Source organism: Streptomyces sp. NPDC001770 (assembly GCF_053596135.1).
In genome coordinates this window covers 110,075-133,563 of the sequence record NZ_JBSFFN010000016.1, presented here as the reverse complement: position 1 = coordinate 133,563, position 23,489 = coordinate 110,075, and the positions used below count along the sequence as shown (strand labels likewise).

The following is a 23,489-nucleotide window of genomic DNA, read 5'->3' as shown; positions in this document are numbered from 1 at the left end:
ACGCGGCGCCGATCAAGGAATTCCCGCCGTGGGCGAGAAGCCGCTGCGGGAATGCCGAGAATGCGCCGAACGGAATGCGAAATCGGATCAGGCCTGCGGTGAATCGACTGCAACGGTGAAACGGCGGTGCCCCGCGGAGAGGAGAACTGGGCGCGTCACGATTGGACGGGAACGATGTTCTCGGCCGTCGGGCCCTTCTGGGTCGGCGCGATGTCGAAGGTGACCTGCTGGCCTTCGAGCAGCTCGCGGAAGCCCTCGGCAGCGATGTTCGAGAAGTGGGCGAACACGTCCGGGCCGCCGTCCTCCTGCTCGATGAAGCCGAAACCCTTGGCCGCGTTGAACCATTTCACGGTGCCGGACGCCATGTCATATCTCCTTGGGGCATTACGCCGGAAACCGCAGTTGCATGGATGCCCGGTTGCCGCGGTGATGCCCCGTCCGATAACGACCGGAAACGCGAAAGGCGTCCTACTGTCGGAAATGTCGACGAGGGTGCTCGAAATTTTAGGACCACGGCAACTGGTTCGACGATAGCATGCGGTAGTGGTGGGCAGGCGATGTGTAATTCCGCTCCGGTCCCCAGGCCTAAAACACTTCGTGCGCGGTGTGCTCAAAGTTCGCCCGGCGGGCACAGATATTGCCCCCTCGGAAGCGCAGCTCTTCGGGGAAGCGCTTCGGTACCCAGGAGGCGCCCGGGAGGCTTCCGTGGAGGCGTCCGGAGGCGTCCGCGCAGGCATGCGCAGGGGATGGTGTTCGCGGAAGGCCCCGGAGGGGCGTCGCTCCCGCCCCCGCCGACGTGCGTGTACGGGAACACCGGGCGAGCGGGGGCGGGCCGGGCGGGCTCCCTCAGAGCGCGGGCGGCGGGCCGGGTGCCTGGGCGGCCCGGCGGTATTCGGCGTTGATCCGCTGGGCCTCTTCGAGCTGGTCTTCGAGGATGACGATGCGGCAGGCGGCCTCGACGGGGGTGCCCTGGTCGACGAGTTCCCGGGCGCGCGCGGCGATGCGCAACTGGTAGCGGGAGTAGCGACGGTGGCCGCCCTCGGACCGGAGCGGCGTGATGAGGCGGGCTTCGCCGACGGAGCGGAGGAAGCCCTGGGTGGCGCCGATCATCTCGGCGGCCCGGCCCATGGTGAAAGCGGGATAGTCGTCGTCGTCAAGACGGCCGTTCGAGTCCTGTGCTGTCATACGCACCTCTCCGTGGAACGCGTGGCGGGGCCCTGGTGCCGTACGGCACCAGGGCCCCGAAGGAACTGCTACACCATCTGCCGGCTTCAGTACCCTGCCGGCCTTCTTGTTCCGCACCGACTCGCGGCGGACGGCCGCGGGTGCGGGGATCGCGTGTGCCTGACCGGAGACCACCTCACTGTCGATGTCGTGCGGTACCCGGGCCCGTCGTTCCCGCCCGGGCGATGGTGATGGCGCCCGTCCCTCCCTTCTTCCCTCTGGATGGCCCGTTCGGCGGGCCACGTGTACGGACCGCCCTCGCGGCAGGTCCGGCGGCGGCCCCTGATCGCCGCGGGCCGCCCGGTCCGGTCGTCAGCCCCGTCGCCTCCCTGCGTCGCTGCCGGCTCCGGGGCTCCACCACCGCACCGTCGTGCGTACTGCTGTGCTGCGTACTGCTGCCCGGCGGTTCGTCTCCGCCGACCTCTCTGTCTCTCTGGGCTACGAGAGAAACCCTAGTCACACCATGAAGCAATGTCTACTGTCGCCACTACAGATTTCTTCGTCAAGTCCAGGGAGGTTTCCGGCGGTGCGGTCGCTGGGTGCGCGCTCCCCCCGGCCGTGAGGTGCGGTCGTCCGCCGATCGCTCAGAGCGAACACCCCGTGGGGAACATTCCTCGGCTCACAAGCATTGAGCGTGCATAGCTCAACTTGACTGCCGAAGGGAAGATCATGGCTACCGACACCAAGGCGTCCACTCCGTTCGACCTGCCCGTGCTGCCGCTCGACGACGAAGTCGTGCTGCCCGGCATGGTGGTTCCTCTCGATCTTTCCGACAGCGAGGCACGCGCCGCCGTCGAGGCCGCGCAGGCCGCAGCCGCCGAGGGCGGCAAGCCCGAGGTGCTGCTGGTGCCGCGCATCGACGGCCGGTACACGGGGACCGGCGTCCTCGGTACGGTCGAGCAGATCGGGCGGCTCTCCGACGGAGATCCCGGCGCGATCGTGCGGGCGCGCTCGCGGGTACGGATCGGCACCGGTACGACCGGCCCCGGGCGGGCCCTCTGGGTCGAGGCGACGCGCATCGGCGAGCAGGTGCCCGACCCGCTGCCGGGGGCCGTCGCCGAGCTGGTCAAGGAGTACAAGGCCCTCGCCACCAGCTGGCTGAAGAAGCGGGGTGCCTGGCAGGTCGTCGACCGGGTGCAGCAGATCGACGGTGTCTCCGCGCTCGCCGACAACTCCGGTTACTCCCCCTTCCTGACCACCGCGCAGAAGGTCGAGCTGCTGGAGACCACGGACCCGGTCGCCCGGCTGAAGCTGGCCGTGCAGTGGCTCGGTGAGCACCTCGCCGAGCAGGACGTGGCCGAGTCCATCGCCAAGGACGTCCAGGAGGGCGTCGACAAGCAGCAGCGCGAGTTCCTGCTGCGGCGCCAGCTCGACGCCGTACGCAAGGAGCTGTCGGAGCTCAACGGTGACCCGGGCGACGAGTCCGACGACTACCGCGCCCGTGTCGAGGCCGCCGATCTGCCCGAGCACGTCCGCGAGGCCGCGCTCAAGGAGGTCGAGAAGCTGGAGCGGTCCTCGGACCAGAGCCCCGAGGGGTCCTGGATCCGGACCTGGCTGGACACCGTCCTGGAGCTGCCCTGGACCGAGCGGACCGAGGACGCGTACGACATCCGGGGCGCGCAGGCGACCCTCGACGCCGAGCACGCCGGACTCGACGACGTGAAGGAGCGCATCACCGAGTACCTCGCGGTCCGCAAGCGCCGGGCCGACCGGGGCCTCGGTGTCGTCGGCGGGCGGCGCGGCGGCGCGGTGCTGGCGCTCGTCGGCCCTCCCGGGGTCGGCAAGACCTCGCTCGGGGAGTCCGTCGCGCACGCCATGGGACGGAAGTTCGTCCGGGTGGCGCTCGGCGGTGTCCGGGACGAGGCGGAGATCCGGGGCCACCGGCGTACGTACGTCGGCGCGCTGCCGGGACGCATCGTCCGGGCGATCAAGGAGGCCGGCTCGATGAACCCGGTCGTGCTGCTCGACGAGATCGACAAGGTCGGCTCCGACTTCCGGGGCGACCCGGCCGCGGCCCTGCTCGAAGTGCTGGACCCGGCGCAGAACCACACCTTCCGCGACCACTACCTGGAGGTCGAGCTCGACCTCAGCGACGTGGTCTTCCTCGCCACCGCCAACGTTCTTGAGGCCATCCCGGAGGCGCTGCTCGACCGCATGGAGCTGGTCCGGCTCGACGGGTACACCGAGGACGAGAAGGTCGTCATCGCCCGCGACCACCTGCTCCCGCGCCAGCTGGAGCGGGCCGGTCTGGAGAAGGACGAGGTGGCGCTGGACGAGTCGGCGCTGCGCAAGCTGGCCGGCGAGTACACCCGTGAGGCGGGCGTACGGAACCTGGAGCGGGCCGTCGCCCGGCTGCTGCGGAAGGTCGCGGCCCAGCACGAACTGGGCGACCGCGAGCTGCCGTTCACGGTCACCGACGCCGACCTGCGGGGGCTGATCGGGCGGCCGCACCATGTGCCCGAGTCCGCCCAGGACCCGGCCGAGCGCCGTACCGCCGTACCGGGCGTGGCGACCGGCCTCGCGGTGACCGGTGCGGGCGGCGACGTGCTCTTCGTCGAAGCGTCGCTGGCCGACCCGGAGACCGGGGCGTCCGGACTGACCCTGACCGGTCAGCTCGGCGACGTGATGAAGGAGTCCGCGCAGATCGCGCTGAGCTTCCTGCGGTCGCACGGCGCGGAGCTGGAGCTGCCGGTCGCCGATCTCAAGGACCGGGGCACCCACATCCACTTCCCGGCGGGCGCGGTCCCGAAGGACGGTCCGAGCGCCGGCATCACCATGACGACGGCGCTGGCCTCGCTGCTCTCCGGGCGGCTGGTCCGTACGGACGTGGCGATGACCGGTGAGGTCTCGCTGACCGGGCGGGTCCTGCCGATCGGCGGCCTGAAGCAGAAGCTGCTGGCGGCGCACCGGGCCGGGATCACCACCGTGGTGATCCCCAAGCGGAACGAGGCCGACCTGGACGACGTCCCGGCCGAGGTCCTGGAGAAGCTGGAGGTGCACCCGGTGACCGACGTCCGCCAGGTGCTGGAGATCGCCCTCGCCCCGGCCACCGCGGGCGCGGAGGAGAAGGTTCCGGCCGCGGCATGAGCGGCACGGCGTGAGCGGCACGGCATGAGTGGCACGGTGTGCCGGACGCGCCGCCGCGCGCGACCGGTACGGACGGCCCGCCGCCCCGGAGACCCCGGGGCGGCGGGCCGTTCCCGTGCTCGCACCCCGGGGGAGCCGTGACCCGGGTCAGGGGCGGTAGATCGTGCCCGGCTCGGGCTCGGCGGGGGCCATCAGCTCGGGGACGGTGACGAAGGTGTAGCCGCGTGCCCGCAGGGCGTCGATGATGCCCGGCACGGCGGGCACGGACCCCTTGTATATGTCGTGGAGCAGGATGATGCCGTCCCGTTCCGCCTGGTCCAGGATGCGCTTCTCGATCAGCGCCGAGTCGGTGGTCGAGTAGTCCTTGGCGGTCGCGCTCCACAGGATCTGGGAGAGGCCCAGGTCCTTGCTGATCTCCGAGACGGTGTCGTCGGTGCGGCCCTGGGGCGGACGCATCAGCCGGGGCTTCTTCCCGGTGATTTCCGCTATGGCGTCCTGGGTCTTCTCCAGCTCGGCCCGTATCTCGTCCGGCTTCTTGTCCGTCAGGATCTCGTGCGACCAAGTGTGGTTGGCCACCTCGTGCCCCTCGTCCGCGATCCGCCGCACGGTGTCGGGGTGCTTGAGGACGTGGTTCTTGCCCAGCAGGAAGAAGGTCGCGTGCACCTTCTTCTCCTTGAGCACGTCCAGCAGGTGCGGGGTGTCCTCGCCCGGTCCCGCGTCGAAGGTCAGCGCGATGCACTTCGCCACGCGGCAGTCCACCGGGCCGGGTTCGCCCTTCGCGTCGGCGGCCGCCTCGTCGCGCGCCGTGGCGGGGGCGGTGGTGGCCATGGAGCAGCCGCCCAGGGTGAGGGCGAGCGCGGCCACCAGGGCGGGAGTCGACCAGGCGCGGGGCTTCGGCGTCCTTCTGAGCACGGTGGTTCCATCCATCGGTCGGTACGGCGCGGTACAGCCGTACGTCCGGTACGGCAGCCCGGACTATACATACCGTGTATACAATTGGTTCATAGCGGGGCGGGTACCCGGTGGATCGCCGTGGCCCCGGCGACGGGGTGCGTCGCCGGGGCCACGGGTGGTGAGGTGCGCCGCATGTGGCGGTATGTCAGCCGTTCGCCAGGGCCTGTACGCGGTCCAGCGCGCCGTTGAACTTGTCGTGGTCGCCGACCGTCGTACCGGTCGAGGTGTACTGCCAGATCGTGTAGTAGTCCCAGCCCGCGGGGAGTTCGCCCACCGTGGTGTTGTAGCGGGCCACCCAGAGCGGGTTGGTCGCGCCGAAGCCCGCGTTGCCGCCGGTGCACGTCGTCCACCAGCTGGTGGCCGTGTAGATCACCGCGTCCCGCCCGGTGCGCGCCTTGTAGGTGTTCACGAAGTCGCGTATCCAGGAGACCATCGCGGCGGGCGTCTTGCCGTAGCACTGGTCGCCGTACGGGTTCCACTCGATGTCCAGCACGCCCGGGAGCGTCCGGCCGTCCCGGGACCAGCCGCCGCCGTTGTCCGCGAAGTAGTTCGCCTGGACGGCGCCGGAGGTCGTGTCCGGGGTGGCGAAGTGGTACGAACCGCGGATCATCCCGACGTTGTACGAGCCCGTGTACTGCTGCGAGAACGAGGTGTTCTTGTAGTAAGTCCCCTCGGTCGCCTTCACGTACGCCCACTTGACTCCGGCGCTCCACAGCGTCGACCAGGCGACATTGCCCTGGTGGCCGCTGACGTCGACGCCCTCGGTCTGGGTCGCGGTCGTACCGACCGGCAGGGGCCCCCGGCCGTCGTGGGCGACGACGCCCATGCCGAGCGAGGCTGTCCCCCGGGCCGGAACGGCGTCGGCCGGGGTGCCGGCCGCCGAGGCGGCACCGGGCAGGGAGAACAGGAGTGAGAGCGCGGCGAGCAGGGTGCCGGCCGGGGCGAGCAGACGAGCGGTGCGGGAACGGGATCTGTGCGCGGACATGGGCGTGCCTCCGTGGTTCGGTGAGGGACGGTGGGGGGAACCGCGAACCGGGGTGCGTGCGGGGCCGGGCCCCGGTGGTCCTGCTCTGTCACGAACATGACGAGAATGACGCTACGCGCGTTGACCCGTTCTCCGGAAGAGGGTCCAGGACCCTCCTGTGGTCTACTCCTGCGAAATACTGGCCCAGCTGCGGAAAGGAACCGCGGCGGGCGAAAGTTTCAGAGGTGGAAAGCGCATGAGGGGTGCCGTGGTGGAGGAGCAGGACAGCGGAACCGGGCCCGACACCGCAGCCGGGGTCCCGGCGGATCGGGCATTCCTCGCCCTGGAACACGAACTGGCCGTGATCCTGCGGCGTGCGCGCGCCACCTCCGGCGAGATGGCCCGCGAGGTCCACCCCGAACTGGAGGCCGCCGCCTACGGATTGCTCGTACGGCTGGAGTCCGCCGGGCAGCAGCGGGCCACCGAGCTCGCGGCCTGGTTCGGGGTCGGCAAAGCCACCATGAGCCGTCAACTGCGCGCCCTTGAGGACCTCGGTCTGGTGAACCGCGAGCCGGACCCCGAGGACGGCCGCGCCTCGCTCGTCCACCTCACCGAGGAGGGGCTCGCCCGGTTCCGGCACGTCCGCGACGCCCGGCGGGCCCGCTACGTCCGCAAGCTCGCCGACTGGGACCGCGCCGAGGTCGCGGAACTGGCCCGGCTGCTGCACCAGTTCAACGCGCGCGCGGAGAGCTGAGGCAGCGAAGGAGGTGTCAGAACTCCACCAGGACCGCCGTGGCGTCGTCGTGCCGCTTGCCCCGGCCCAGGTGGACCCGGCCGGTGTCGGCCCGCTCCCGTTCCCGTACGCGGTCGATGAGGTGCTGGGGACCCGCCGAGCGCAGCAGCCCCAACGCGGCGTGCCAGTCACCCTCCTGGAACACCTCGGTCCAGCGGCTCGCCCCGTCCGTCAGGGCGGCCAGTGCGCGTACTTCCCCGAGCGGCAGTCCGCCGGTCACCGCGCGGGACGCGACGGCGGGATCGGCGGCGGCGGTGAAGAATCCACCCTCCTTGTTCCGGGCCAGCGTGTCCGTCAACTCCATGGAGGAGAGCATCCCCGGCGGCAGCCGGTCGAGCCGGTCGTCGATCACCGCGCGTACGCTCCCGTCCAGGGACTCCAGCAGCAGGACCGAATCGGACAGCACCAGGTACTCGATCGCCGCCTCGTTCCAGCGGGTCAGGACGACGGTTGCCTGAGGCGTCCTTACGTGAGAAAGGTCACAGGAGGTGCGATGGGCGTCCGCCGTGCGCCGGATGGACTCGGCGAGGATCTCCTCCAGGGTCAGATCCGGGCGTGAAGCGGACAGTTCGGCCAGCCCTCCACCCAGCCGCGAGGTGAACCAGGGCACCGAGTGCACACAACCGTCGTCACCCGGAGGGGGAGTCACTCCGTCCAGCAGGACCAGGCACCCGCCCTGGCCGGACGCGGGGAGGGCGGCCATGACCCAGTCCTCGTTGGGGCGTTCGGGGCTGCCGGGCGTACCGGCGAGTTCGATGCGCATGGCAGCCAGTCTGCACGACGCCTTCACACCGCCTGCACGACGGGCGTGCTGCCGTGTAGCAGCAGGTCAGGCCGGGCCGGGGGGTGGCGGTCGCGGAACCCGGCGGGGTGCGGGCGGGCATCCTGCCAAAGCCCGCGCGGAAGGTCCACCCGGCGTCCGGCGCATGGGGAGCGGTCGCACTGGGGAGACTTGTTCGCCCGCTCACGAGTGATGTTCACTCGTTCGAGTGGCGGAGCGGTCGATGCGCGTCTCCCTCCCAAAAGGGCTGGAATGGTCAGAAGCTGGACCAGTGGCAGGGGAGTGCGCGCATGTGACGATGCGTCACCTCTGCTTCATGGGCGGACGAGTCAAGAATGCGAGCACCGGTGCAGAAGAAGCGGCCGCGGAGCAAGGTCAGCACGCAGGACGTTTCCGGGGCGACCGCTCCGGTGGCGGGCGGCGGCAAGCGCAAGGTGCGCGTGCGCAGGCGTCTCGTGGCGGGCGTCGCCGTCGTCGGGATCACCGTCATAGCGGCGGGTGCCCCGGCGGCCCTCAGCGCCTCCTCCGACCTCAACGAGTCGCAGAACCTGGTGACCCTGGCCGAGCTCGACCAGCAGGCCATCACGCTCGCCCACTCCCTCGCCGACGAACGCGACGCGATCACCGCGTACATCGCGGGCGGCCGTGAGGCGTACGACGGAAACGGCGACGGCGGCGACGCCAAGCCCGGCGCCGACAGCCTCAGTGCCCGGGTCGACCAGCAGATCGACGAGATCCGCGAGGCCGCCCCCGCCCCGCTCCGCCGGGACCTCTCCACCGTCCCGTCGCTGCGCCGCGACGCGGTCAGCGGCAAGGGCTCGGCCCTCGCCGCCCATCAGGCGTACAGCGAGGTCATCGCCAAGCTCCACGACCTCGCCGCCGAACTCGCCGAGTCGACCCCGCCGCGCGCGGCCGCCGCCACCCGCGCGCCGCTCGCCCTCTCCACCGCCGTCGAACAGGCCTCCGCTACCCGGGGACTGCTTCTCGCTGCCCTCGCCGTGCCCAGCCCGGCGCCGGTCCAGGAGTACGACCCCTACACCGGGCTCCCCGTGCAGAGCGACGACGACGAGAAGTCGGCCGACGACCGCGCCCGGGACGAGCTGAGCGCCGCCGCCCAGCAGGCCCGGGTCCGTGAACTCGCCGCCCTCGCCGACTTCGACCAGGCAGCCGGCGCCGGCGCTCGCGACAAGCTCTCCTCCACCGTCACCGGGCCCGAGGTCAACAGCGCCGAGAAGTACCTCGCCGCCCTGACGGACAGCCCGGAACTCTCCGACTCCGAGCGGAAGACCAGCTCCAAGAAGCTCTCCGCCGCTCTCTCCGCGCGCATCGACCGGATGCGCGGCGTCGAGTCGGCGCTCGGCACCGCCCAGGTGCAGCGGCTGGAGAAGCTCCGCGACGACGACGTCACCGGGCTCGAACTCTCCCTCGCCCTGCTCGGCGGCTGCTTCCTGATCGCGGTCGGCGTCTCCACCGCCGTCGCCCGCACCCTCACCCAGCCGCTCGCCGTGCTGCGCATCGGCTCCGCCCGGCTGGCCGCCGAACCGGAGAGCGCGGAGGCGATCGCCTACCGCGGCCGCAACGACGAGTTCGCCCAGGTGGTCCGCTCGATCAACGCCCTGCACGACCGGTTGCTCGCCCTGCACCACGAGTTCGCCGGGCAGACCGGCGGGCTGCGGGCCGAGCACGCCGAACTGGTCGCCGGACGCGAGGCGCTCACCCTCCAGCGCGCCGAACTCCAGGTCCAGGTCACCGACCTCACCGCCGAACTCCAGCGGCTGCGCGACACCGTGCACCACACCTTCGTCAACCTCTCGCTGCGCAGCCTCGGGCTCGTCGAGCGCCAGCTGGGCGTGATCGAGAACCTGGAGGAGCGCGAGCAGGACCCGGAGCGGCTGGCCACCCTCTTCAAGCTCGACCACCTCGCCACCGTGATGCGCCGCCACGGCGAGAACATGCTGGTCCTCGCGGGCGCCGACCACGGTCAGGGGCACGCCGGCCCGATCCCGCTGGTCGACGTGGCCCGCGCCGCCGTCAGCGAGATCGAGCGGTACGAACGCGTCACCATCCAGTCCTTGCCGCCGTACGCCCAGATCGCCGGGTTCGCCGCCGACGACCTGAGCCACCTGGTCGCCGAACTCCTGGAGAACGCCACCGCGTTCTCGCCGCCCGACTCGCGCGTCGAGCTCTCCGGCTGGCTGCTGGAGACCGGCGAGGTGATGCTCTCCGTGCAGGACGAGGGCATCGGGATGTCGGCGGCGCGGATGGAGGAGGTCAACCTCCGGCTGGCCGACCCGAACTCCTTCCGGGTCGGGCACCCGGCCGACGACAGCACCGGCCTCGGCCTCCAGGTCTCCTCGCTGCTGGCCGCGCGCCACGGCGTACAGGTGCGGCTGCAGCCGCAGAAGACCGGTACCGGCGTGACGGCGGTCGTCGTGCTGCCCCAGGCCCTGCTGCCCAAGGCCCCGCCGGCCGCCTCGCCGCCGCCGGTGAACGTGCCGGGCGTGGCGCCGGCGCTGAACCTCCCCGGTTCCGTCGCCGAGGCGAACTCCAACACCCTCCAGGGCCGTTCCCTCGTCGTAGCCGCCGACGACCCGCTGATCGCCGCCGCCGAGCAGACCATCCGGGACGCGGGCCCGCAGGCCGTCCCTGCCGCCGCTCCCGAGGCGCACGGGCAGCCGGCCGCCGTTCCCGACGCACCGGCCGCGGTGGAGCACCCGGCCGCCGCTCCCGGGGAACCGGCCGTCGTGGACCGCCCGGCCCCGGTGGAGACCCTGGCCGAGACCACCATGCAGTTCCGGCTCCCGACCGTGCCGGAGGAGGACCCGGACCCGGCTCCCGCGGCGGCCCCGGACGCACCCGGGAACCCGTACCTCGTCGGCCCCGACCGGCACGAGCGGCCCGCCGGCACGGCGGATGCGCCCGCCCCGGCCGCCCACGACCCGTACGGGGCTCCGGAGCCCCGGCCGTTCCCGCTCCCCGGGACCGCGCACACCCCGTACTCCCAGGTCCCCGAGGACCACCAGGCCCCCCAGGCCCCGGAGCCCGACGCGCTTCCCGTACGGGAGGCCGCCTCCACCGAGTCCGTGCCGGGTCCCCGGCAGCCCGAGCGGGTCACGGACAAGGGGCTGCCCAAGCGCACCCCCAGGGTGGTCAAGCCCGCCGGCTCACCCTCCGCCGAGCGCACGGGCAGCCTGGACAAGGAAGCGCTCAGGCGCCGGCTCGGCGGATTCCAGCGGGGAGCGCGTGAGGGCCGCCGGGACGTGGAAGCAGAGATTGCGGACGGCGTGGAATCCGACGTTCCTGCCGCACCGAACGCACGCACCGACCTGGCCGGCCGCTCGGACGGCCAGGAGGCGGGGGACACTGTCGAGGAGGCACGCAGTTGACTGCGCCCAGCACACTCGGGCTGAGCACCGAAGCCCGGAACCTGCACTGGCTGCTGAGCAATCTGGTGGAGGAGGTACCAGGGGTCCACTCGGTCACGGTCGTCTCGTCCGACGGGCTCATGCTGCTCTCCTCCGACCCCGGACACCAGGCCGCTCCGGCCGCGGGGAAGCAGCAGAGCCCCAGGGGCTCCAGCGCCGACCTGGCCACCATCGTCTCCGGCATCGGTTCCCTCACCATGGGGGCCGCGAAGCTGATGGACGGCGGCGGCGTCAAGCAGACGATGGTCGCGATGGAGGAAGGAAGCGTCTTCGTCATGTCGATCAGTGACGGCTCGCTCCTCGGCGTCCACGCCACCCCCGACTGCGACATGGGCGTCATCGCGTACCACATGGCGCTCTTCGTCGGCCGGGCCGGACACGTCCTCACCCCCGAACTCCGCAATGAGCTGCGCAAATCGATGGAGAGCGCCCAGTGACGTCCGCCGCCGAACCCGCCCGCAGGCTCCCCGTGCGGGGGTCCGACCGGAAGCCCGCGCGCGTCCGTCCGTACTCCCTCACCGGCGGGCGTACCCGCTTCGGGCACGTACTGCTCGTCGAGACCTTCGTCGCCGCGCTTGAGGCGCCCGAGGAACGCCGCGAGCTCACCGGCGGAAACCTCAGCACGCGGGTCATGCCGGAGCTCCGGGCGATCGTCGAACTCTGCCGCCGGATGCGTACGGTGGCCGAGATCTCCGCCCTGCTGCAGATGCCGCTCGGTGTGGTCCGGGTGCTGCTCAGCGACCTGGCGGACCAGGGAAAGATCCGCGTGTACGGAACCGGCCACGGCGCCGGTCAGCCCGACCGCGCACTGCTCGAAAGGGTGCTCAATGGACTCCGTCGTCTCTGAGCCGAAGCTGTCCGGGCCGACGCTCGCGGACCCCGCGCCCGCCGAACCGAAACCCGCGGAGCAGACGCTCTTCACCCCGCGTCAGCCGGGGCCCCAGGACCGGACCGAGGAGTCCATCCAGGCGTGGCAGCTGGACCATACGCGCGCGCCCACCGCGACCAAGATCGTGGTGGCGGGCGGCTTCGGCGTGGGCAAGACGACCTTCGTGAGCGCGGTCTCCGAGATCACCCCGCTGAAGACCGAAGCGGTCATGACCCGGGCCAGTGAGGAGACCGACGACCTCACCGCGACCCCGGACAAGTCCACCACCACCGTGGCCATGGACTTCGGCCGCCTCACGCTCGACGACGACCTCGTGCTGTACGTCTTCGGCACGCCCGGCCAGCAGCGGTTCTGGTTCATGTGGGACGACCTGGTGCGCGGCGCCATCGGCGCGATCGTCATGGCCGACACCCGCCGTCTCGCCGACTGCTTCCCGGCGCTCGACTACTTCGAGAGCTGCGGGCTGCCGTACATCGTGGCCGTCAACCACTTCGAGGGGTCGGACCGCTACGAAGCGGCCGACGTCCGGGAGGCCCTGAGTGTCCCTCAGCACGTGCCTGTGGTGATCATGGACGCGCGCAGCAGGATCACCGTCGTCGAGTCGCTGCTCACCCTCGTGGGCCACGCTCTCGACGCCACCCCTGTCTGAATAGCGCCCCCCGATCGACGTACCACGTAAACGGAGAACCGTCCCATGCGGAAGATACTCATAGTCGGAGCCGGCCAGTCCGGACTTCAGCTCGCCCTCGGCCTGCAGTCGCGCGGGTACGAAGTCACCCTCATGTCGAACCGCACGGCCGACGAGATCCGGACCGGCCGGGTCATGTCCACGCAGTGCATGTTCGACACCGCCCTCCAGCACGAGCGCGACTACCAGCTCAACTTCTGGGAGACCCAGGCCCCGAAGATCGAGGGCCTCGGCGTTTCGGTCGCGGGCCCCGACTCCTCGCGGGTCATCGACTGGGTCGGCAAGCTGGACGGCTACGCCCAGTCCGTGGACCAGCGGGTGAAGATGGCCGGCTGGATGGAGACCTTCGCCCAGCGCGGCGGCCAGCTCGTCATCCACGGTGCGGCCGTCTCGGACCTGGACTACTTCTCCCGTACGTACGACCTGGTGATGGTCTCGGCCGGCAAGGGCGAGCTGGTCTCCATGTTCGGCCGGGACGCCTCGCGTTCGCCGTTCGACGCCCCGCAGCGGGCGCTGGCCGTCGCGTACGTGCACGGCATGGGCCCGCGCCCGGAGCACCCGGAGTTCGACGCGGTCCGCTGCAACCTGGTGCCGGGCGTCGGTGAGCTCTTCGTCATGCCGACCCTGACGACCTCGGGACGCGCGGACATCCTGTTCTGGGAGGGCATCCCGGGCGGCCCGCTCGACGCCTTCCAGGGCATCAAGGACCCCTCGGAGCACCTGGCCAGGACGCTGGAGCTCATGGAGCGGTTCACGCCGTGGGAGTACGCCCGCGCCACCAAGGTCGAGCTGACCGACGCCAACGGCACCCTGTCCGGCCGGTACGCGCCGACCGTGCGCAACCCGATCGGCCGGCTCCCCGGCGGCGGCCTCGTGCTCGGCGTGGCCGACGTGGTCGTGGCCAACGACCCCATCACCGGCCAGGGCTCCAACTCGGCCTCCAAGTGCGCCAACGCGTACCTGGAGTCGATCATCGAGCACGGCGACCGCGCGTTCGACGCCGAGTGGATGCAGGCCACCTTCGACCGCTACTGGGACACCGCCCAGCACGTGGTGAAGTGGACCAACGCGATGCTCGGCGTCCCGCCGGAGCACGTGCTGAACCTGATCGGCGCCGCCGGCCAGATGCAGCCGGTCGCCGACCGCTTCGCCAACGGGTTCAACGACCCGGCCGACTTCGACAACTTCTTCTTCGAGCCGGAGAAGACGAACGCGTACCTGGCCTCGGTCGCGGGCGCCTGACCCCGCCCGGTCCTCTCCAGGCGCCGGTCACCGACAATCCGTCGGTGGCCGGCGCCTTTCGCGTGTCCGGCTTCGGGCGGCCCTGGTCGGCGGAGACCCGGGACGAGGCGTTGAACGCGTTCAAATTTGCTGACAGGATGAGTGGATACGCAGTCGCCCAGCGGGCGTGCCGCGCTGTCCCGGCGTGCCGCCGTCATGCTGTCCGGCGTGCCGCTCGCCCGTCACGAGGGGGCTCTCCATGACGCAAAAACGTTCGTTCGACGACATGCAGTCGGTTTCGCTGCTCGTGGTGACCCTGGAGGCGGTGACCGCCCTCATCCTCTTCGTGGTCCACGGGCGGTCGCGGGAGGCACCGAGCGCCCAGTCCTTCGGCCTGGGCGTGTTCTTCATGCTGCCCTTCCTCATGCTGGCAGGCCTTGTCGCCGGAGCCGTACTGTCGCTGGTCCTCGTGATCCCCGCCGTGCGGCTGAGCGACGTGCTGGGGCGCAGGTTCGGTGGCCGTGAGGCGTGGTGGTGGGTGCCGGTGGTGATGGCGACGGGGCTCGCGCCGCTGGGGGTGGCCGCGGCCCTGGCCGGGTACCTCGGGCCGGTCGAGGCGGTGATGGCCTGGTGCGCGGCGACGGTCCCGCTCGCCGTGGCCGGCCTCGTCACCCGGGTCGCGCGCAAGGGACTCTTCGGTCCGATCGCCCTGTGGGGCACGCTGGGGGTGCTGAGCGTCGGCGTCCTCGGGCTCATGGCCCTCGACCTCGGCCTCGTCGACACGTACGCCCCGCCGGTCGTCACCCGCGCCAGGATGGTGGGCGACTGGACCGACGGTGAGGGCGGGACACTGACGCTCGCGGAGGACGGCAGCGCGGAGGCCGTGGCGGTCGGGGACCCCGCCTTCGACGCCGGGACGGCAGAGGGGATGGAGCGGTGCACCGGCCGGGGCACCTGGACCTACGGCCGCGGCGAGGGACCGTGGGGGCAGACGGTCTCCGTCACCCTCCCGGCGTGCGGTTGGGGCGACGACGATCCCTGGGAGGTGGGCGGCGACGAGGGGCGGGTCACCGTCTACCAGTACATCGGCGACCCGGACTCCTGGAACCTGTACACCCTGACCAGGGCACACGCATGAGACCGGCGGGGACGTCGGCGCAGGTGGAGTGGAAGCTGCGCTGCCGGCGCCGGGCGAACTCCACGCCTCCTGCGTGACCGGGGCGGTCCTCCCGGTCGACGGCGGCATGCAGGCGGTCCGAGACCCGGCACGAGCGCGTCACTCCGGCTCGGTCGACCCGCTGTACCCCGTGTCCGACCCCTCCGACGCCCCCTCCGGCAACTCCGGCCGGGTGTACGTGCCGAGGGGCACGCCCTGCGGGTCGGGGCGTACGGCGCCGAGCAGTGGGTTCGACGCCAGCGGCGACACCTTCACCCGCGCCCCCGGCCTGGGCGCCTGCACCACCAGGCCGTCGCCGATGTACAGCGCCACGTGGGTGGCCTCCGGGTAGTACACGACGAGGTCGCCCGGCCGCAGCGAGGAGACCGGGACGCGGGGCAGTTCGGCCCACTGCTCCTGCGAGGTCCGGGGGACCGTCAGCCCGGCGTGCTCCCAGGCCCGCATGGTGAGCCCGGAACAGTCGAAGCTGTCCGGCCCCTCGGCGCCCCACTCGTACGGCTTGCCGATCTGCTCGATCGCGTACGCCACCGCCTCGGCACCCTCCCACGACGGCGGTCGCGTCGAGCTGAGGGCGCCGGAGGCGACGAGGGCCCGCTGCGCCGCGTCGACATTCTCGTCCTCCAGGGCGGAGACCGCGCCGAGTTGGGCGGGTGTGAGGTCCGCCAAGCGCGCCTCGACGCCGTCCAGCGCCGTCCGTACGGAGTCGCGCTGCCTGCGTTGCTCCGCCGCGAGCGCCCGCTGCTCGGCGAGCGCCTTACGGGCGGCGACGGCGAGGACACCGGCCCGCTTCTCGGCCTTCGTGAGGCGGTCCACGGTCGCCGCGCGCCCGGCCGCCGCGCGGGCGATCACGTGCCCCTGGCCGAACGCGTCGGACGGCCCGTCCGCCAGCAGCAGGCGGAGGTACGCGGAGAAGTCGGACCGGCCCCGGTACTGCTCCCGGGCCAGCCGCCCGGCCGCCGCGTGCCCGGAGCGGAGGGTGCGCCGGGCCCTCGTCAGGGCGTCGTTCGCCTTCCGGGTGGCGGCGGTCCGGCGCGCCAGCTTCTCGTCGGTCGCGTTGAACGTCTCGGTGGCCTTCTCCAGCCGCCGGAAGAGCGTCTGGACTTCGGTGAGCAGGGCGGGGGCGGCCTGGGGGGCGGCGGCGTCGGGAACGGCCCCTGGGGCGGACGCGTCGGGGGTGGCGGAGGCGGACGGCTTGCGGCCGGCCAGGGCCTCGGAGGCGTCCACGGTCAGGCCGGGAGACGGGGCGGGGCTGGAGGACGGGGCGGGGCTGGAGGACGGGGCGGGGTCGGAGGACGGGGCGGGGGCCGGGGCGTCGGACGCTCCCGGGGGCGGGGCGCCGGTAGCCGGGCCGGTCGCGTCTGCGTCCTGGGGGTGCGAGGAACGCAGGACGCGTGAGGAGTCCGGGGTGCGCGACGAGCCCCGGGCGGAGGGCTCGAGCGCCGGTCGCGGGCCGGCGTCGGCGCCGGACGGGGCGTGGGCGGCGACGGCGGCCAGGACCGCCGTCGCGCAGACCGCTCGCAGAAGCCTGCCTGACACGTCATCACCTCCGGTGATGGTGCGGGGCTCGTCGTCCGTACGACGGACCGGACCAGGCCCCTGAAAAGTGTGCGAATCATATTTATCCGCTCACTCGGGGTCCGGTGGTGCAAGCACCGCACGGCGTGGCGCCCCGCCTCACCCCGTACGGCGGGCGGCCCGGCCCGGGGTGTCGTCCGCCGGCCCGTGGCTCGCCGTCCCGTCGTCCCGTCGTCCGCCGGCCCCTCGCCCGTCAGACCACGCTCGGGAGGCCGCCGCCCGTCAGGCCGCGCCCGTCAGGCCGCGCCCGTCAGGCCACGGGGAACGCGTAGATGGCCCGGCCCCGCAGCACGACGGCGGTCTGCCCGGTCGTCAGCGTCCGGTACGGGCCGGTGACGGCGGCGCCCTTGGGATCGGCCACCCCGATGTCCTGGAACTTCCACAGCCGTCGACCGTCCCGCGCGTTGAAGGCCGTCACCTGTGTGAGGTCGGAGGCGAGCACCGTGTCGCCGGACGCGGTGACGGTGACGACGGGTGCGGCGCCGCCGACCGGCACCTCGGTGGAGCGCAGCCAGAGGAGCTTGCCGGTCTCGCGTTCGACCATGCCCACCTCCTGGCTGCGGTTGGTGGTGACGATCAGATCGTCCGACTCCACCGGGGCGCCGAACTCCGACTTCGCGCCGGTTCCGTCGAGACGCCACAGCGGTTTGCCGCTGTCCGTGTCCCAGGACTGCAGGGCGTGGCCGACCGCGCCGAAGAGCCGCCCCTCCTCGTCGCCGCCCGCCGCGCCCGAGGGGGCGACCGCGCCGAACTGCCTGGTCCAGAGCAGCTTCCCGGTCGTCCGGTCGAAGCAGCGGAAGGTGCTCTTCCCCTTGGCCGCGCGCACATCGTCGGCGGTGAGGGTGGAGGCGTCCTGGCGCACCACGATGTCGTTCAGCCGGGCCGCCGTCAGCCGGTACTCCGGACCGGCCGCGCCCCGGCCCGCCGGGACCTGGACCCGCCACAGCTCCTTGCGGCCCACCAGGTCGTACGCGAAGAAGTACGCCTGGACGACCTGCTTGTCCTTGCCGGGCTTCTTGCCCTTCGCCGGCTTCGGGGCCTTCATGGTCACCGTCCGCGCGCCGCAGAACCAGACGACGGAGCCCGACTGCCCGGTGAGCGTGCCGACGCGGAGCCCGGGCAGGCCGGCGAAGCCGTCCGCGTACCGCACCCGGTGCTCCACCTCGCCGGTCTCCGGCGACAGCCACAGGAACGCGGTCGGGCCCGCGACGAAGACGAGGCTGTCCCCGGCGGCCAGCGCCGCCTGGCCCTCGGCGGCGTCCGCCCGCTGCCAGACCCGTCTGCCCGTGCGGAGGTCGACCGCCGTCGCCTGGGCCTTGCTCGTCAGCACCAGCAGCCGGTCCTGCCAGAGCGCGGCGGTGAGCGGCTCCGACTCGGACGCAGGGTGCGCGTACGTCCAGGTGAGGGCGGGCGGCTGACCGGGCAGCGCGGGGCCCTTGCTCGGCCCGGGCTTCCCGTGGGCCACGGGGGCGGGGACGTCGTCGGTCCCGAGGGCGCCGACCACGGCCCCGCCGACGAGGAGGCCCAGCGCCCCGGCGGCGGCCGTGGCCAGCAACGACCTGCGGGTGGGGAAGAACGAGGACCGGTCGGGCCCGGCGGGACGCCGCACCGGCGGGGCCGCCGCGCCGGTGGGCAGGGTGCCGCCGCCGGGCAGGGAGGTACCGGAGTACGGAACGGGATAGGCCGGAGCGGCCGGAGCCTGGGCGGCGAGCGAACCACCGGCCGGTGACTCCAGGGGGCGGCGCGCGGGGAGCAGCGAGCCGGGGGAGGGGGCACCCGGCGGACCGGCCGGCGCGGGCGGGGCGGGCCGCCGGGTCACCAGGGCCTGACCGGTTGCGGGGGCCGCCTGACCGGTTGGTGCAACCCGACCGGTTGGTGCGACCTGACCGGTTGGCGGGGCCTGACCGGTTGGCGGGGCCTGCTCGGGGGAGTGCTCGCGGAGTGCGGCGAGCCGGGTGGTGGGGTGGTCCGGCGCCCCGTCGCGGGAACGGGTGTTGAGGAACCGGGTGGCCGAAGCACCCTCGGGGGAGGTTGCGAGCGGCGAGGTGGCCGGGGCCTCCAGCGCCCGCACCCGGGCCTCCTGATCGGCCACCGCCGCCACCAGCCGTTCCGGCAGCCAGCCGCTCCGGGCGAGCGCGGCGGCGCCCTCCAGCGCCAGCGACGCCGCGACCGTCGCGGCGCTCGGGCGGGCTGCCGGGTCCTTCGCCAGACACCCGGCGACCAGCTCCCGCAACTCGGCCGGTACGCCGCCGAGTCCGGGCTCCCCGTGGGCGATCCGGTCCGCCGTGCTCTCGGCGGGGCCCTCCGCGAACGGGGTGGCCCCGGTCGCCGCGTACACCAGCAGCAGCCCCAGCACGAAGAGGTCGGAGGCGGCGCCCACCTCCTGGCCGGCGACCTGCTCAGGGGTGAGGTAGCCGAGCCGTACGGAGAGCTGCCCGCCCGGCAGCGCCTCGGCCGCGGCGGCCCCGCCCAGCGGGCCGAAGGCGGTCAGCCGGGGCCCGTCGACGGCGAGCAGCACGGTGTCCGGGGCGAGCCCCTGGAGGGCGGCGCCGGTGGCGTGCACCCGGGCCAGCACCTCGGCGATGCCCGCGCCCAGTATCCGTACCGCGCGTTCGGGCAGCGGACCGCCGAGGGCGACGGCTTCCGCGAGCGTCAGTGCGGGGAGGTAGCGGGCGGCGGTCCAGAGCGGCTCCGGACCGGAGAGCGAAGCGTCACCGCCGGGGACGACGGGGCCTCCGGAGCCGACAGGGCCCTCGGTGCCGTCGAGGGGCGGCTGCACCCAGCCGCCGGCCAGCCGTTCGGCGGTGCGGGCCTCGGCCCGGAAGCGGCGCCGGAAGGCCGGCACCCCGGCGAGGGCGGGCCGGGCGGCGGTGATCAGCACCAGGTCCTCGGCGTCCGCCCCGCGCGCCACGTAACTCACCGCGCTCGCCGTCTCGCGGTGACGGGCCAGCGCGGTGTACGGGCCGAAGCGGCGTGGATCGTCCTGACGAAGCGCCTCCATGGCGCACCCCCCTCGTGACCGTCCCTCGGCACCTGACCGCCGATCTTAGGGGGTTCGGTACCGGACCGAGCGGGCCGCCCCGCTGCCTCACCCGCCGCTGTTCGGCTTTGTCCAGGGCCACTTGGGGCGGAAACGCTCCCGGCCGCCGGGGGCGTACTCGTACAGCCAGCCGCGCTGGAGGTGCAGCCGGGGGGTGTACCCGGCCGGGACGCGGCGGTAGGCGTGGACGGCCGGCGGACCGCCGTCCTCGGCCGGTACCGGCACCACGTACCACTTGGGCGGGTGGCCGGTGAGGCCGGTGAGGACGGGCAGGACCCGGCCGTCCAGGGGACCGCCCTCGAAGGGGGTGTTCTCGCTTCTCACCCGGACAGTCTTGCTCACCGGGCACCGGCGGCCGCCCGGGGCGGGCCGCCGGGCGCTCCAGGCCCGGGCGGCCGCCGGCCCTCAGGCCAGCAGCCCCGACTTCCGCCAGAGCTTGCGGCTCACCCCGTTCATCACGCCGATGTCGTCGAAGAAGTCGGTGAGCCGCTTGGCGCCCGACTGCATGACCTCCTTGCGGTGCCCGCTCGCCTTGACCTGGGCGAGCGCCTCGCGGCGGTCCAGGCCCACGTTCTCGTACACCTGCGGGTTGATGAAGCAGACGGAGAACACCCGGGCCGCCTCGCCCGAGGTCAGCCGGGTCAGCTCCCGCTCCCAGCGCGGAGCCGTCACCATCTGGCGGCGGAGCTCCTCGCGGGCGTACCGGACGTGCCGGGCCTCCTCGACGACGTGGATACGGGTCACCCCGCGCACCAGCGTCTGGACGCGCTCGTCCGGGAAGGTCAGCCGCTGCATCCAGTCGAGGATCTCCTCGCCGAGCAGGGTCGCGGCGAACGAACCCGGGGTGGTGGACACGCTCTTCAGGACCCGGGCCACGTTGTGGTAGCCGCGCGGAACCGGGTAGGTGGGAGCCTGGCCCCACTGGATCATCTTGCCGAACATCATCGAGTGCCGGCACTCGTCGGCTATCTCGGTGAGCGCGTACCGCACGTGGTTGCTGGTCACCGGCTTGTCGTAGATGTGCCGGACCAGCAGCTGCATCAGGATGATCTCGAACCAGATGCCCAGCGAGGCGAGCGAGGCCGCTTCGTGCCGGGCGAGGTCCATCCGCTGCTCCTCGGACATCTTCCGCCAGAGCGGGGTGTCGTAGAGGGAGACCAGCTCGGGCGGCCAGAACCACTTGCCGTCCTCGATCGCCGAGTTCCAGTCGATCTCGGTCTCGGGGTCGAAGGAGTGCTTGGCCGAGGATTCGAGCAGGCGCTCGGCGATCTGCTCGCGGTCCCGGAGCGGGCCGAGCGCATCGCGGAGGACCTGGACGTCGTGTTCGCTCACTGTCGTCATGACTGGGGTACCTCGCACGTGGGTTACCTGGGGTCACCTCTTATTGGACTGCTTGTCAGCAAGGCCGTCAATCCCCCGCGTCCCACTTCCGGCCGGATGTTCCATGGCGTGCGTCACGTCAATTGCCCTACGGAGCAGGCAGTTTGGCCGCCGATTCGCTTGTGCGGGAAAGCGGTGGGCAGAAGAGGGGCCGTTCGGGAGGATGACCGCATGACGTACTCCTCGCCCCACACCCCGGCAGACGTCCCCCGGGGCGGCACCGAAGCGGCCCGCCGCAGCCTCGAAGGGCTCTCCCTCGGAGACGCGTTCGGCGAGCGGTGGTTCCCCCTCTTCCGCGAACGCCGCCGGGCGCTCCGCGAGATCACCGCACGTCAGACCCCCGCCGAACCCCGCTGGCACTGGACCGACGACACCGCGCTGGCCCTCGCGCTCGACCAGGTGCTCGCCGGACACGGCGAAGTCGTCCAGGACCGGCTGGCCCTCGTCTTCGCCCTCACCTTCGACGCGGACCAGGGGCGCGGATACGGACACGGCATGCACATGCTGCTGCCCCAGCTGCTCGCCGAACCCGCCGACTGGCGCACGCTCGCCCCCGGCCTCTTCGACGGCGGCAGCCTCGGCAACGGCGCTGCCATGCGGGTCGCCCCGCTCGGCGCGCGCTTCCACGAGGACCTGGACCACGTCTCCCGGCAGGCACGCCTCCAGGCCGAGGTCACGCACGCCCACCCGGAGGGGATCGCGGGCGCGGTCGCCGTGGCGGTCGCGGCGGCCCTCTCGGTCCGGGGTGAACTCGCCCTCCCCGCCGTCGCGGAGCGGACCCCCGAGGGGCTCGTACGGGACGGGCTGCGCCGCGCCGCCGAGCTGCCGTTCACCACCGAACCCTGGCGGGCCGCCGACGTCCTGGGCAGCGGGCAGCGCATCCGGGCGGACGACACCGTGCCCTTCGCGCTGTGGACCGCCGCCCGCCACCCGGACGACCTGGAGGCGGCGCTCTGGTCGACCGCCGAGGGCTTCGGCGACGTGGACACCACCTGCGCCATCGCCGGCGGGGTGGTCGGCGCGGCCACCGGGACCGGCCGGGTACCCGCTGCCTGGCTGCGGAAGCGGGAGCCGTTGACGGGCTTCCCGGCGTCGGCCTGACGCCGGGTCCGGGCGGCGGGCCGCCCGGTGATCCGCTCGCCGGCCACCGCCGGCCCGGCCCCGGTGCTCCCGCCGGTCCTCCCGCCGATCCGCTTGCTGGGCAGGGACCTGTCAGGCCGGTGCCGTAGCGTGGGCGCATGACCACGCCGCCCCCGCCGCCGGGCCCCTACGGCCCTCCGACGCCGCCGTCCCAGCCGTCGCCGCAGTACCCGCCGTACCCCGGCACCCCGCAACAGCCGGGCGCGTTCCCGCAGCAGCCGGGACCCGGGTACCCGAACGCCCCCCAGCAGCCCCAGCCGGGATACGGCTACCCGAACGCCCCGCAGCCCCAGCCCGGTTACGGCTACCCGGACCCGGCGCAGCAGCAGCCGCAGCCCGGTTGGGGCCAGCCCGGGATACCCGGGCAGCCGACGGCGCCGGGGTGGCCGGCCCAGCCCCCGCGGAAGAAGCCGGTCAAGCTGATCGTCGGCATCCTCGTCGGCGCGCTGGTCGTGGTCGGGGGTGTCGCCTACGGGGTCTCCCAGCTCATCGACAAGGGCACCGACGCCGTCTACCCGCGGGCCGTGAACAAGCTGGCGGTCCAGAAGTCCCTGCTGGACGGGGAGTTCACGCTGGACAGCGACACGTCCGGGACCGACGGTGCGGACATCGAGAACACCCCGGACCTCAGCATCCGCGACGCGCAGGCCGTCGTCGCCCAGTACGGTTCCGAGGACGGCGGAGTCCTCATCGTCTCCGGCATGTACGGCCGCATCGCCGACCCCGAGTTCACCCGCGACTCCATCATGAAGGGGGCGGCCGGGGCCGAGGGGAACACGGTGGTGGTGCCCGCCAAGGAGTTCACCCCCGACGGCTACGACATCACGATCGCGTGCCAGGTGCAGCAGACGGGGACCGGGGACGCGACCTCGGCCATCCCGATGTGCGCGTGGGGCGACGACAACACCGGCGCCATGGTCGCGCTGCTGCGCGTCGAGGACGCGCTGGTGGCCGCCGAGGACGTCGATCTGGAGAAGGCGGCGGCGGAGACGGCGAAGATCCGCGAGGAGATGCTGAAGCCGGTCGGGTAGGGCCACGACCGGCATGGCCCGGCCCCCTGAGGAGCGTCGTCCGGCGCCTGCGAGCGCGGGACGGACGGAAGTCCTGGTGCCCGAAGTCCGTGTACCGGGCCCATCGGGGCTCTCGGCCGG

Annotated in this window: 19 protein-coding genes; 10 read left to right on the top strand and 9 right to left on the bottom strand. The window is 72.7% G+C overall.

Going from position 1 to position 23,489, the window contains the following annotated elements; genetic code table 11:
- Window positions 1-155 precede the first annotated feature (155 nt).
- Together ACWCSV_RS16955 and ACWCSV_RS16950 are read right to left on the bottom strand one after the other, a co-directional pair.
- Window positions 156-365, bottom strand: a complete 210-nt coding sequence (locus tag ACWCSV_RS16955; RefSeq protein WP_451142862.1) for a cold-shock protein — start codon at window positions 363-365, stop codon at window positions 156-158.
- A gap of 481 nt (window positions 366-846) precedes the next feature.
- The gene (locus ACWCSV_RS16950; RefSeq protein ID WP_451142860.1) at window positions 847-1,185 is read right to left on the bottom strand and encodes a MerR family transcriptional regulator; all 339 of its coding nucleotides are present in this window, start codon (window positions 1,183-1,185) and stop codon (window positions 847-849) included.
- A 708-nt stretch (window positions 1,186-1,893) separates the two neighbouring features.
- Here ACWCSV_RS16950 and lon point away from each other — a divergent pair.
- The gene (gene lon / locus ACWCSV_RS16945) at window positions 1,894-4,311 is read left to right on the top strand and encodes an endopeptidase La (protein WP_451142858.1); all 2,418 of its coding nucleotides are present in this window, start codon (window positions 1,894-1,896) and stop codon (window positions 4,309-4,311) included.
- 147 nt (window positions 4,312-4,458) lie between these two features.
- On the opposite strand, the gene ACWCSV_RS16940 is transcribed toward lon, so the two are convergent.
- On the bottom strand, window positions 4,459-5,238 hold the full coding sequence (locus tag ACWCSV_RS16940; RefSeq protein WP_451142856.1) for a polysaccharide deacetylase family protein: 780 nt from the start codon (window positions 5,236-5,238) through the stop codon (window positions 4,459-4,461).
- 172 nt (window positions 5,239-5,410) lie between these two features.
- Window positions 5,411-6,250 carry a lysozyme gene (locus ACWCSV_RS16935; RefSeq protein WP_451142854.1) on the bottom strand — a complete coding sequence of 280 codons (840 nt, stop codon included), beginning with the start codon at window positions 6,248-6,250 and terminating at the stop codon, window positions 5,411-5,413.
- A gap of 235 nt (window positions 6,251-6,485) precedes the next feature.
- Between ACWCSV_RS16935 and ACWCSV_RS16930 the strand changes: the two genes are divergently transcribed.
- The gene (locus ACWCSV_RS16930) at window positions 6,486-6,983 is read left to right on the top strand and encodes a MarR family winged helix-turn-helix transcriptional regulator (RefSeq protein WP_451142852.1); all 498 of its coding nucleotides are present in this window, start codon (window positions 6,486-6,488) and stop codon (window positions 6,981-6,983) included.
- Window positions 6,984-6,999: 16 nt separating this feature from the next.
- Here the strand turns inward: ACWCSV_RS16930 and ACWCSV_RS16925 are convergent, their stop codons facing one another.
- Window positions 7,000-7,785, bottom strand: a complete 786-nt coding sequence (locus ACWCSV_RS16925; protein ID WP_451142850.1) for a hypothetical protein — start codon at window positions 7,783-7,785, stop codon at window positions 7,000-7,002.
- Between the two features lie 365 nt (window positions 7,786-8,150).
- Between ACWCSV_RS16925 and ACWCSV_RS16920 the strand changes: the two genes are divergently transcribed.
- From ACWCSV_RS16920 to ACWCSV_RS16895, 6 genes are all read left to right on the top strand, one after another.
- A complete protein-coding gene (locus ACWCSV_RS16920; RefSeq protein WP_451142940.1) occupies window positions 8,151-11,189 on the top strand; it encodes a sensor histidine kinase in 3,039 nt (1,012 codons plus the stop codon).
- Window positions 11,186-11,665, top strand: a complete 480-nt coding sequence (locus tag ACWCSV_RS16915; protein ID WP_451142848.1) for a roadblock/LC7 domain-containing protein — start codon at window positions 11,186-11,188, stop codon at window positions 11,663-11,665. Before ACWCSV_RS16920 ends, ACWCSV_RS16915 begins: the two co-directional genes overlap by 4 nt.
- Window positions 11,662-12,075, top strand: a complete 414-nt coding sequence (locus ACWCSV_RS16910; RefSeq protein WP_327177955.1) for a DUF742 domain-containing protein — start codon at window positions 11,662-11,664, stop codon at window positions 12,073-12,075. Before ACWCSV_RS16915 ends, ACWCSV_RS16910 begins: the two co-directional genes overlap by 4 nt.
- Window positions 12,056-12,766 (top strand): GTP-binding protein, encoded by a 711-nt coding sequence (locus ACWCSV_RS16905; protein WP_451142846.1) that lies wholly within the window; start codon window positions 12,056-12,058, stop codon window positions 12,764-12,766. Before ACWCSV_RS16910 ends, ACWCSV_RS16905 begins: the two co-directional genes overlap by 20 nt.
- A gap of 45 nt (window positions 12,767-12,811) precedes the next feature.
- Window positions 12,812-14,047 carry a styrene monooxygenase/indole monooxygenase family protein gene (locus ACWCSV_RS16900; protein ID WP_451142844.1) on the top strand — a complete coding sequence of 412 codons (1,236 nt, stop codon included), beginning with the start codon at window positions 12,812-12,814 and terminating at the stop codon, window positions 14,045-14,047.
- A gap of 238 nt (window positions 14,048-14,285) precedes the next feature.
- Window positions 14,286-15,164, top strand: a complete 879-nt coding sequence (locus ACWCSV_RS16895; protein WP_451142842.1) for a hypothetical protein — start codon at window positions 14,286-14,288, stop codon at window positions 15,162-15,164.
- Between the two features lie 138 nt (window positions 15,165-15,302).
- Here ACWCSV_RS16895 and ACWCSV_RS16890 read toward each other — a convergent pair whose 3' ends face one another.
- From ACWCSV_RS16890 to ACWCSV_RS16875, 4 genes are all read right to left on the bottom strand, one after another.
- Window positions 15,303-16,739, bottom strand: a complete 1,437-nt coding sequence (locus ACWCSV_RS16890; protein ID WP_451142840.1) for an NlpC/P60 family protein — start codon at window positions 16,737-16,739, stop codon at window positions 15,303-15,305.
- 289 nt (window positions 16,740-17,028) lie between these two features.
- Entirely contained in the window at window positions 17,029-19,779 is a 2,751-nt protein-coding gene (locus ACWCSV_RS16885) for an outer membrane protein assembly factor BamB family protein (protein WP_451142838.1), read from the bottom strand.
- Window positions 19,780-19,866: 87 nt separating this feature from the next.
- Entirely contained in the window at window positions 19,867-20,142 is a 276-nt protein-coding gene (locus ACWCSV_RS16880; protein WP_451142836.1) for a hypothetical protein, read from the bottom strand.
- Between the two features lie 81 nt (window positions 20,143-20,223).
- Complete coding sequence (locus ACWCSV_RS16875) at window positions 20,224-21,159, bottom strand: AurF N-oxygenase family protein (RefSeq protein ID WP_451142834.1); 936 nt, start codon at window positions 21,157-21,159, stop codon at window positions 20,224-20,226.
- A 210-nt stretch (window positions 21,160-21,369) separates the two neighbouring features.
- Between ACWCSV_RS16875 and ACWCSV_RS16870 the strand changes: the two genes are divergently transcribed.
- The gene (locus ACWCSV_RS16870) at window positions 21,370-22,299 is read left to right on the top strand and encodes an ADP-ribosylglycohydrolase family protein (protein WP_451142832.1); all 930 of its coding nucleotides are present in this window, start codon (window positions 21,370-21,372) and stop codon (window positions 22,297-22,299) included.
- A 137-nt stretch (window positions 22,300-22,436) separates the two neighbouring features.
- On the top strand, window positions 22,437-23,369 hold the full coding sequence (locus ACWCSV_RS16865) for a hypothetical protein (protein WP_451142830.1): 933 nt from the start codon (window positions 22,437-22,439) through the stop codon (window positions 23,367-23,369).
- The last annotated feature ends 120 nt before the right edge of the window (window positions 23,370-23,489 follow it).

Excerpts from the sequence above, each read along its gene's own strand:
- ACWCSV_RS16955 (WP_451142862.1), bottom strand. The coding sequence starts at position 365 with ATGGCGTCCGGCACCGTGAAATGGTTCAACGCGGCCAAGGGTTTCGGC.
- ACWCSV_RS16950 (WP_451142860.1), bottom strand. The coding sequence starts at position 1,185 with ATGACAGCACAGGACTCGAACGGCCGTCTTGACGACGACGACTATCCC.
- lon (WP_451142858.1), top strand. The coding sequence starts at position 1,894 with ATGGCTACCGACACCAAGGCGTCCACTCCGTTCGACCTGCCCGTGCTG.
- ACWCSV_RS16940 (WP_451142856.1), bottom strand. The coding sequence starts at position 5,238 with ATGGATGGAACCACCGTGCTCAGAAGGACGCCGAAGCCCCGCGCCTGG.
- ACWCSV_RS16935 (WP_451142854.1), bottom strand. The coding sequence starts at position 6,250 with ATGTCCGCGCACAGATCCCGTTCCCGCACCGCTCGTCTGCTCGCCCCG.
- ACWCSV_RS16930 (WP_451142852.1), top strand. The coding sequence starts at position 6,486 with ATGAGGGGTGCCGTGGTGGAGGAGCAGGACAGCGGAACCGGGCCCGAC.
- ACWCSV_RS16925 (WP_451142850.1), bottom strand. The coding sequence starts at position 7,785 with ATGCGCATCGAACTCGCCGGTACGCCCGGCAGCCCCGAACGCCCCAAC.
- ACWCSV_RS16905 (WP_451142846.1), top strand. The coding sequence starts at position 12,056 with ATGGACTCCGTCGTCTCTGAGCCGAAGCTGTCCGGGCCGACGCTCGCG.
- ACWCSV_RS16900 (WP_451142844.1), top strand. The coding sequence starts at position 12,812 with ATGCGGAAGATACTCATAGTCGGAGCCGGCCAGTCCGGACTTCAGCTC.
- ACWCSV_RS16895 (WP_451142842.1), top strand. The coding sequence starts at position 14,286 with ATGACGCAAAAACGTTCGTTCGACGACATGCAGTCGGTTTCGCTGCTC.
- ACWCSV_RS16885 (WP_451142838.1), bottom strand. The coding sequence starts at position 19,779 with ATGGAGGCGCTTCGTCAGGACGATCCACGCCGCTTCGGCCCGTACACC.
- ACWCSV_RS16875 (WP_451142834.1), bottom strand. The coding sequence starts at position 21,159 with ATGACGACAGTGAGCGAACACGACGTCCAGGTCCTCCGCGATGCGCTC.
- ACWCSV_RS16870 (WP_451142832.1), top strand. The coding sequence starts at position 21,370 with ATGACGTACTCCTCGCCCCACACCCCGGCAGACGTCCCCCGGGGCGGC.
- ACWCSV_RS16865 (WP_451142830.1), top strand. The coding sequence starts at position 22,437 with ATGACCACGCCGCCCCCGCCGCCGGGCCCCTACGGCCCTCCGACGCCG.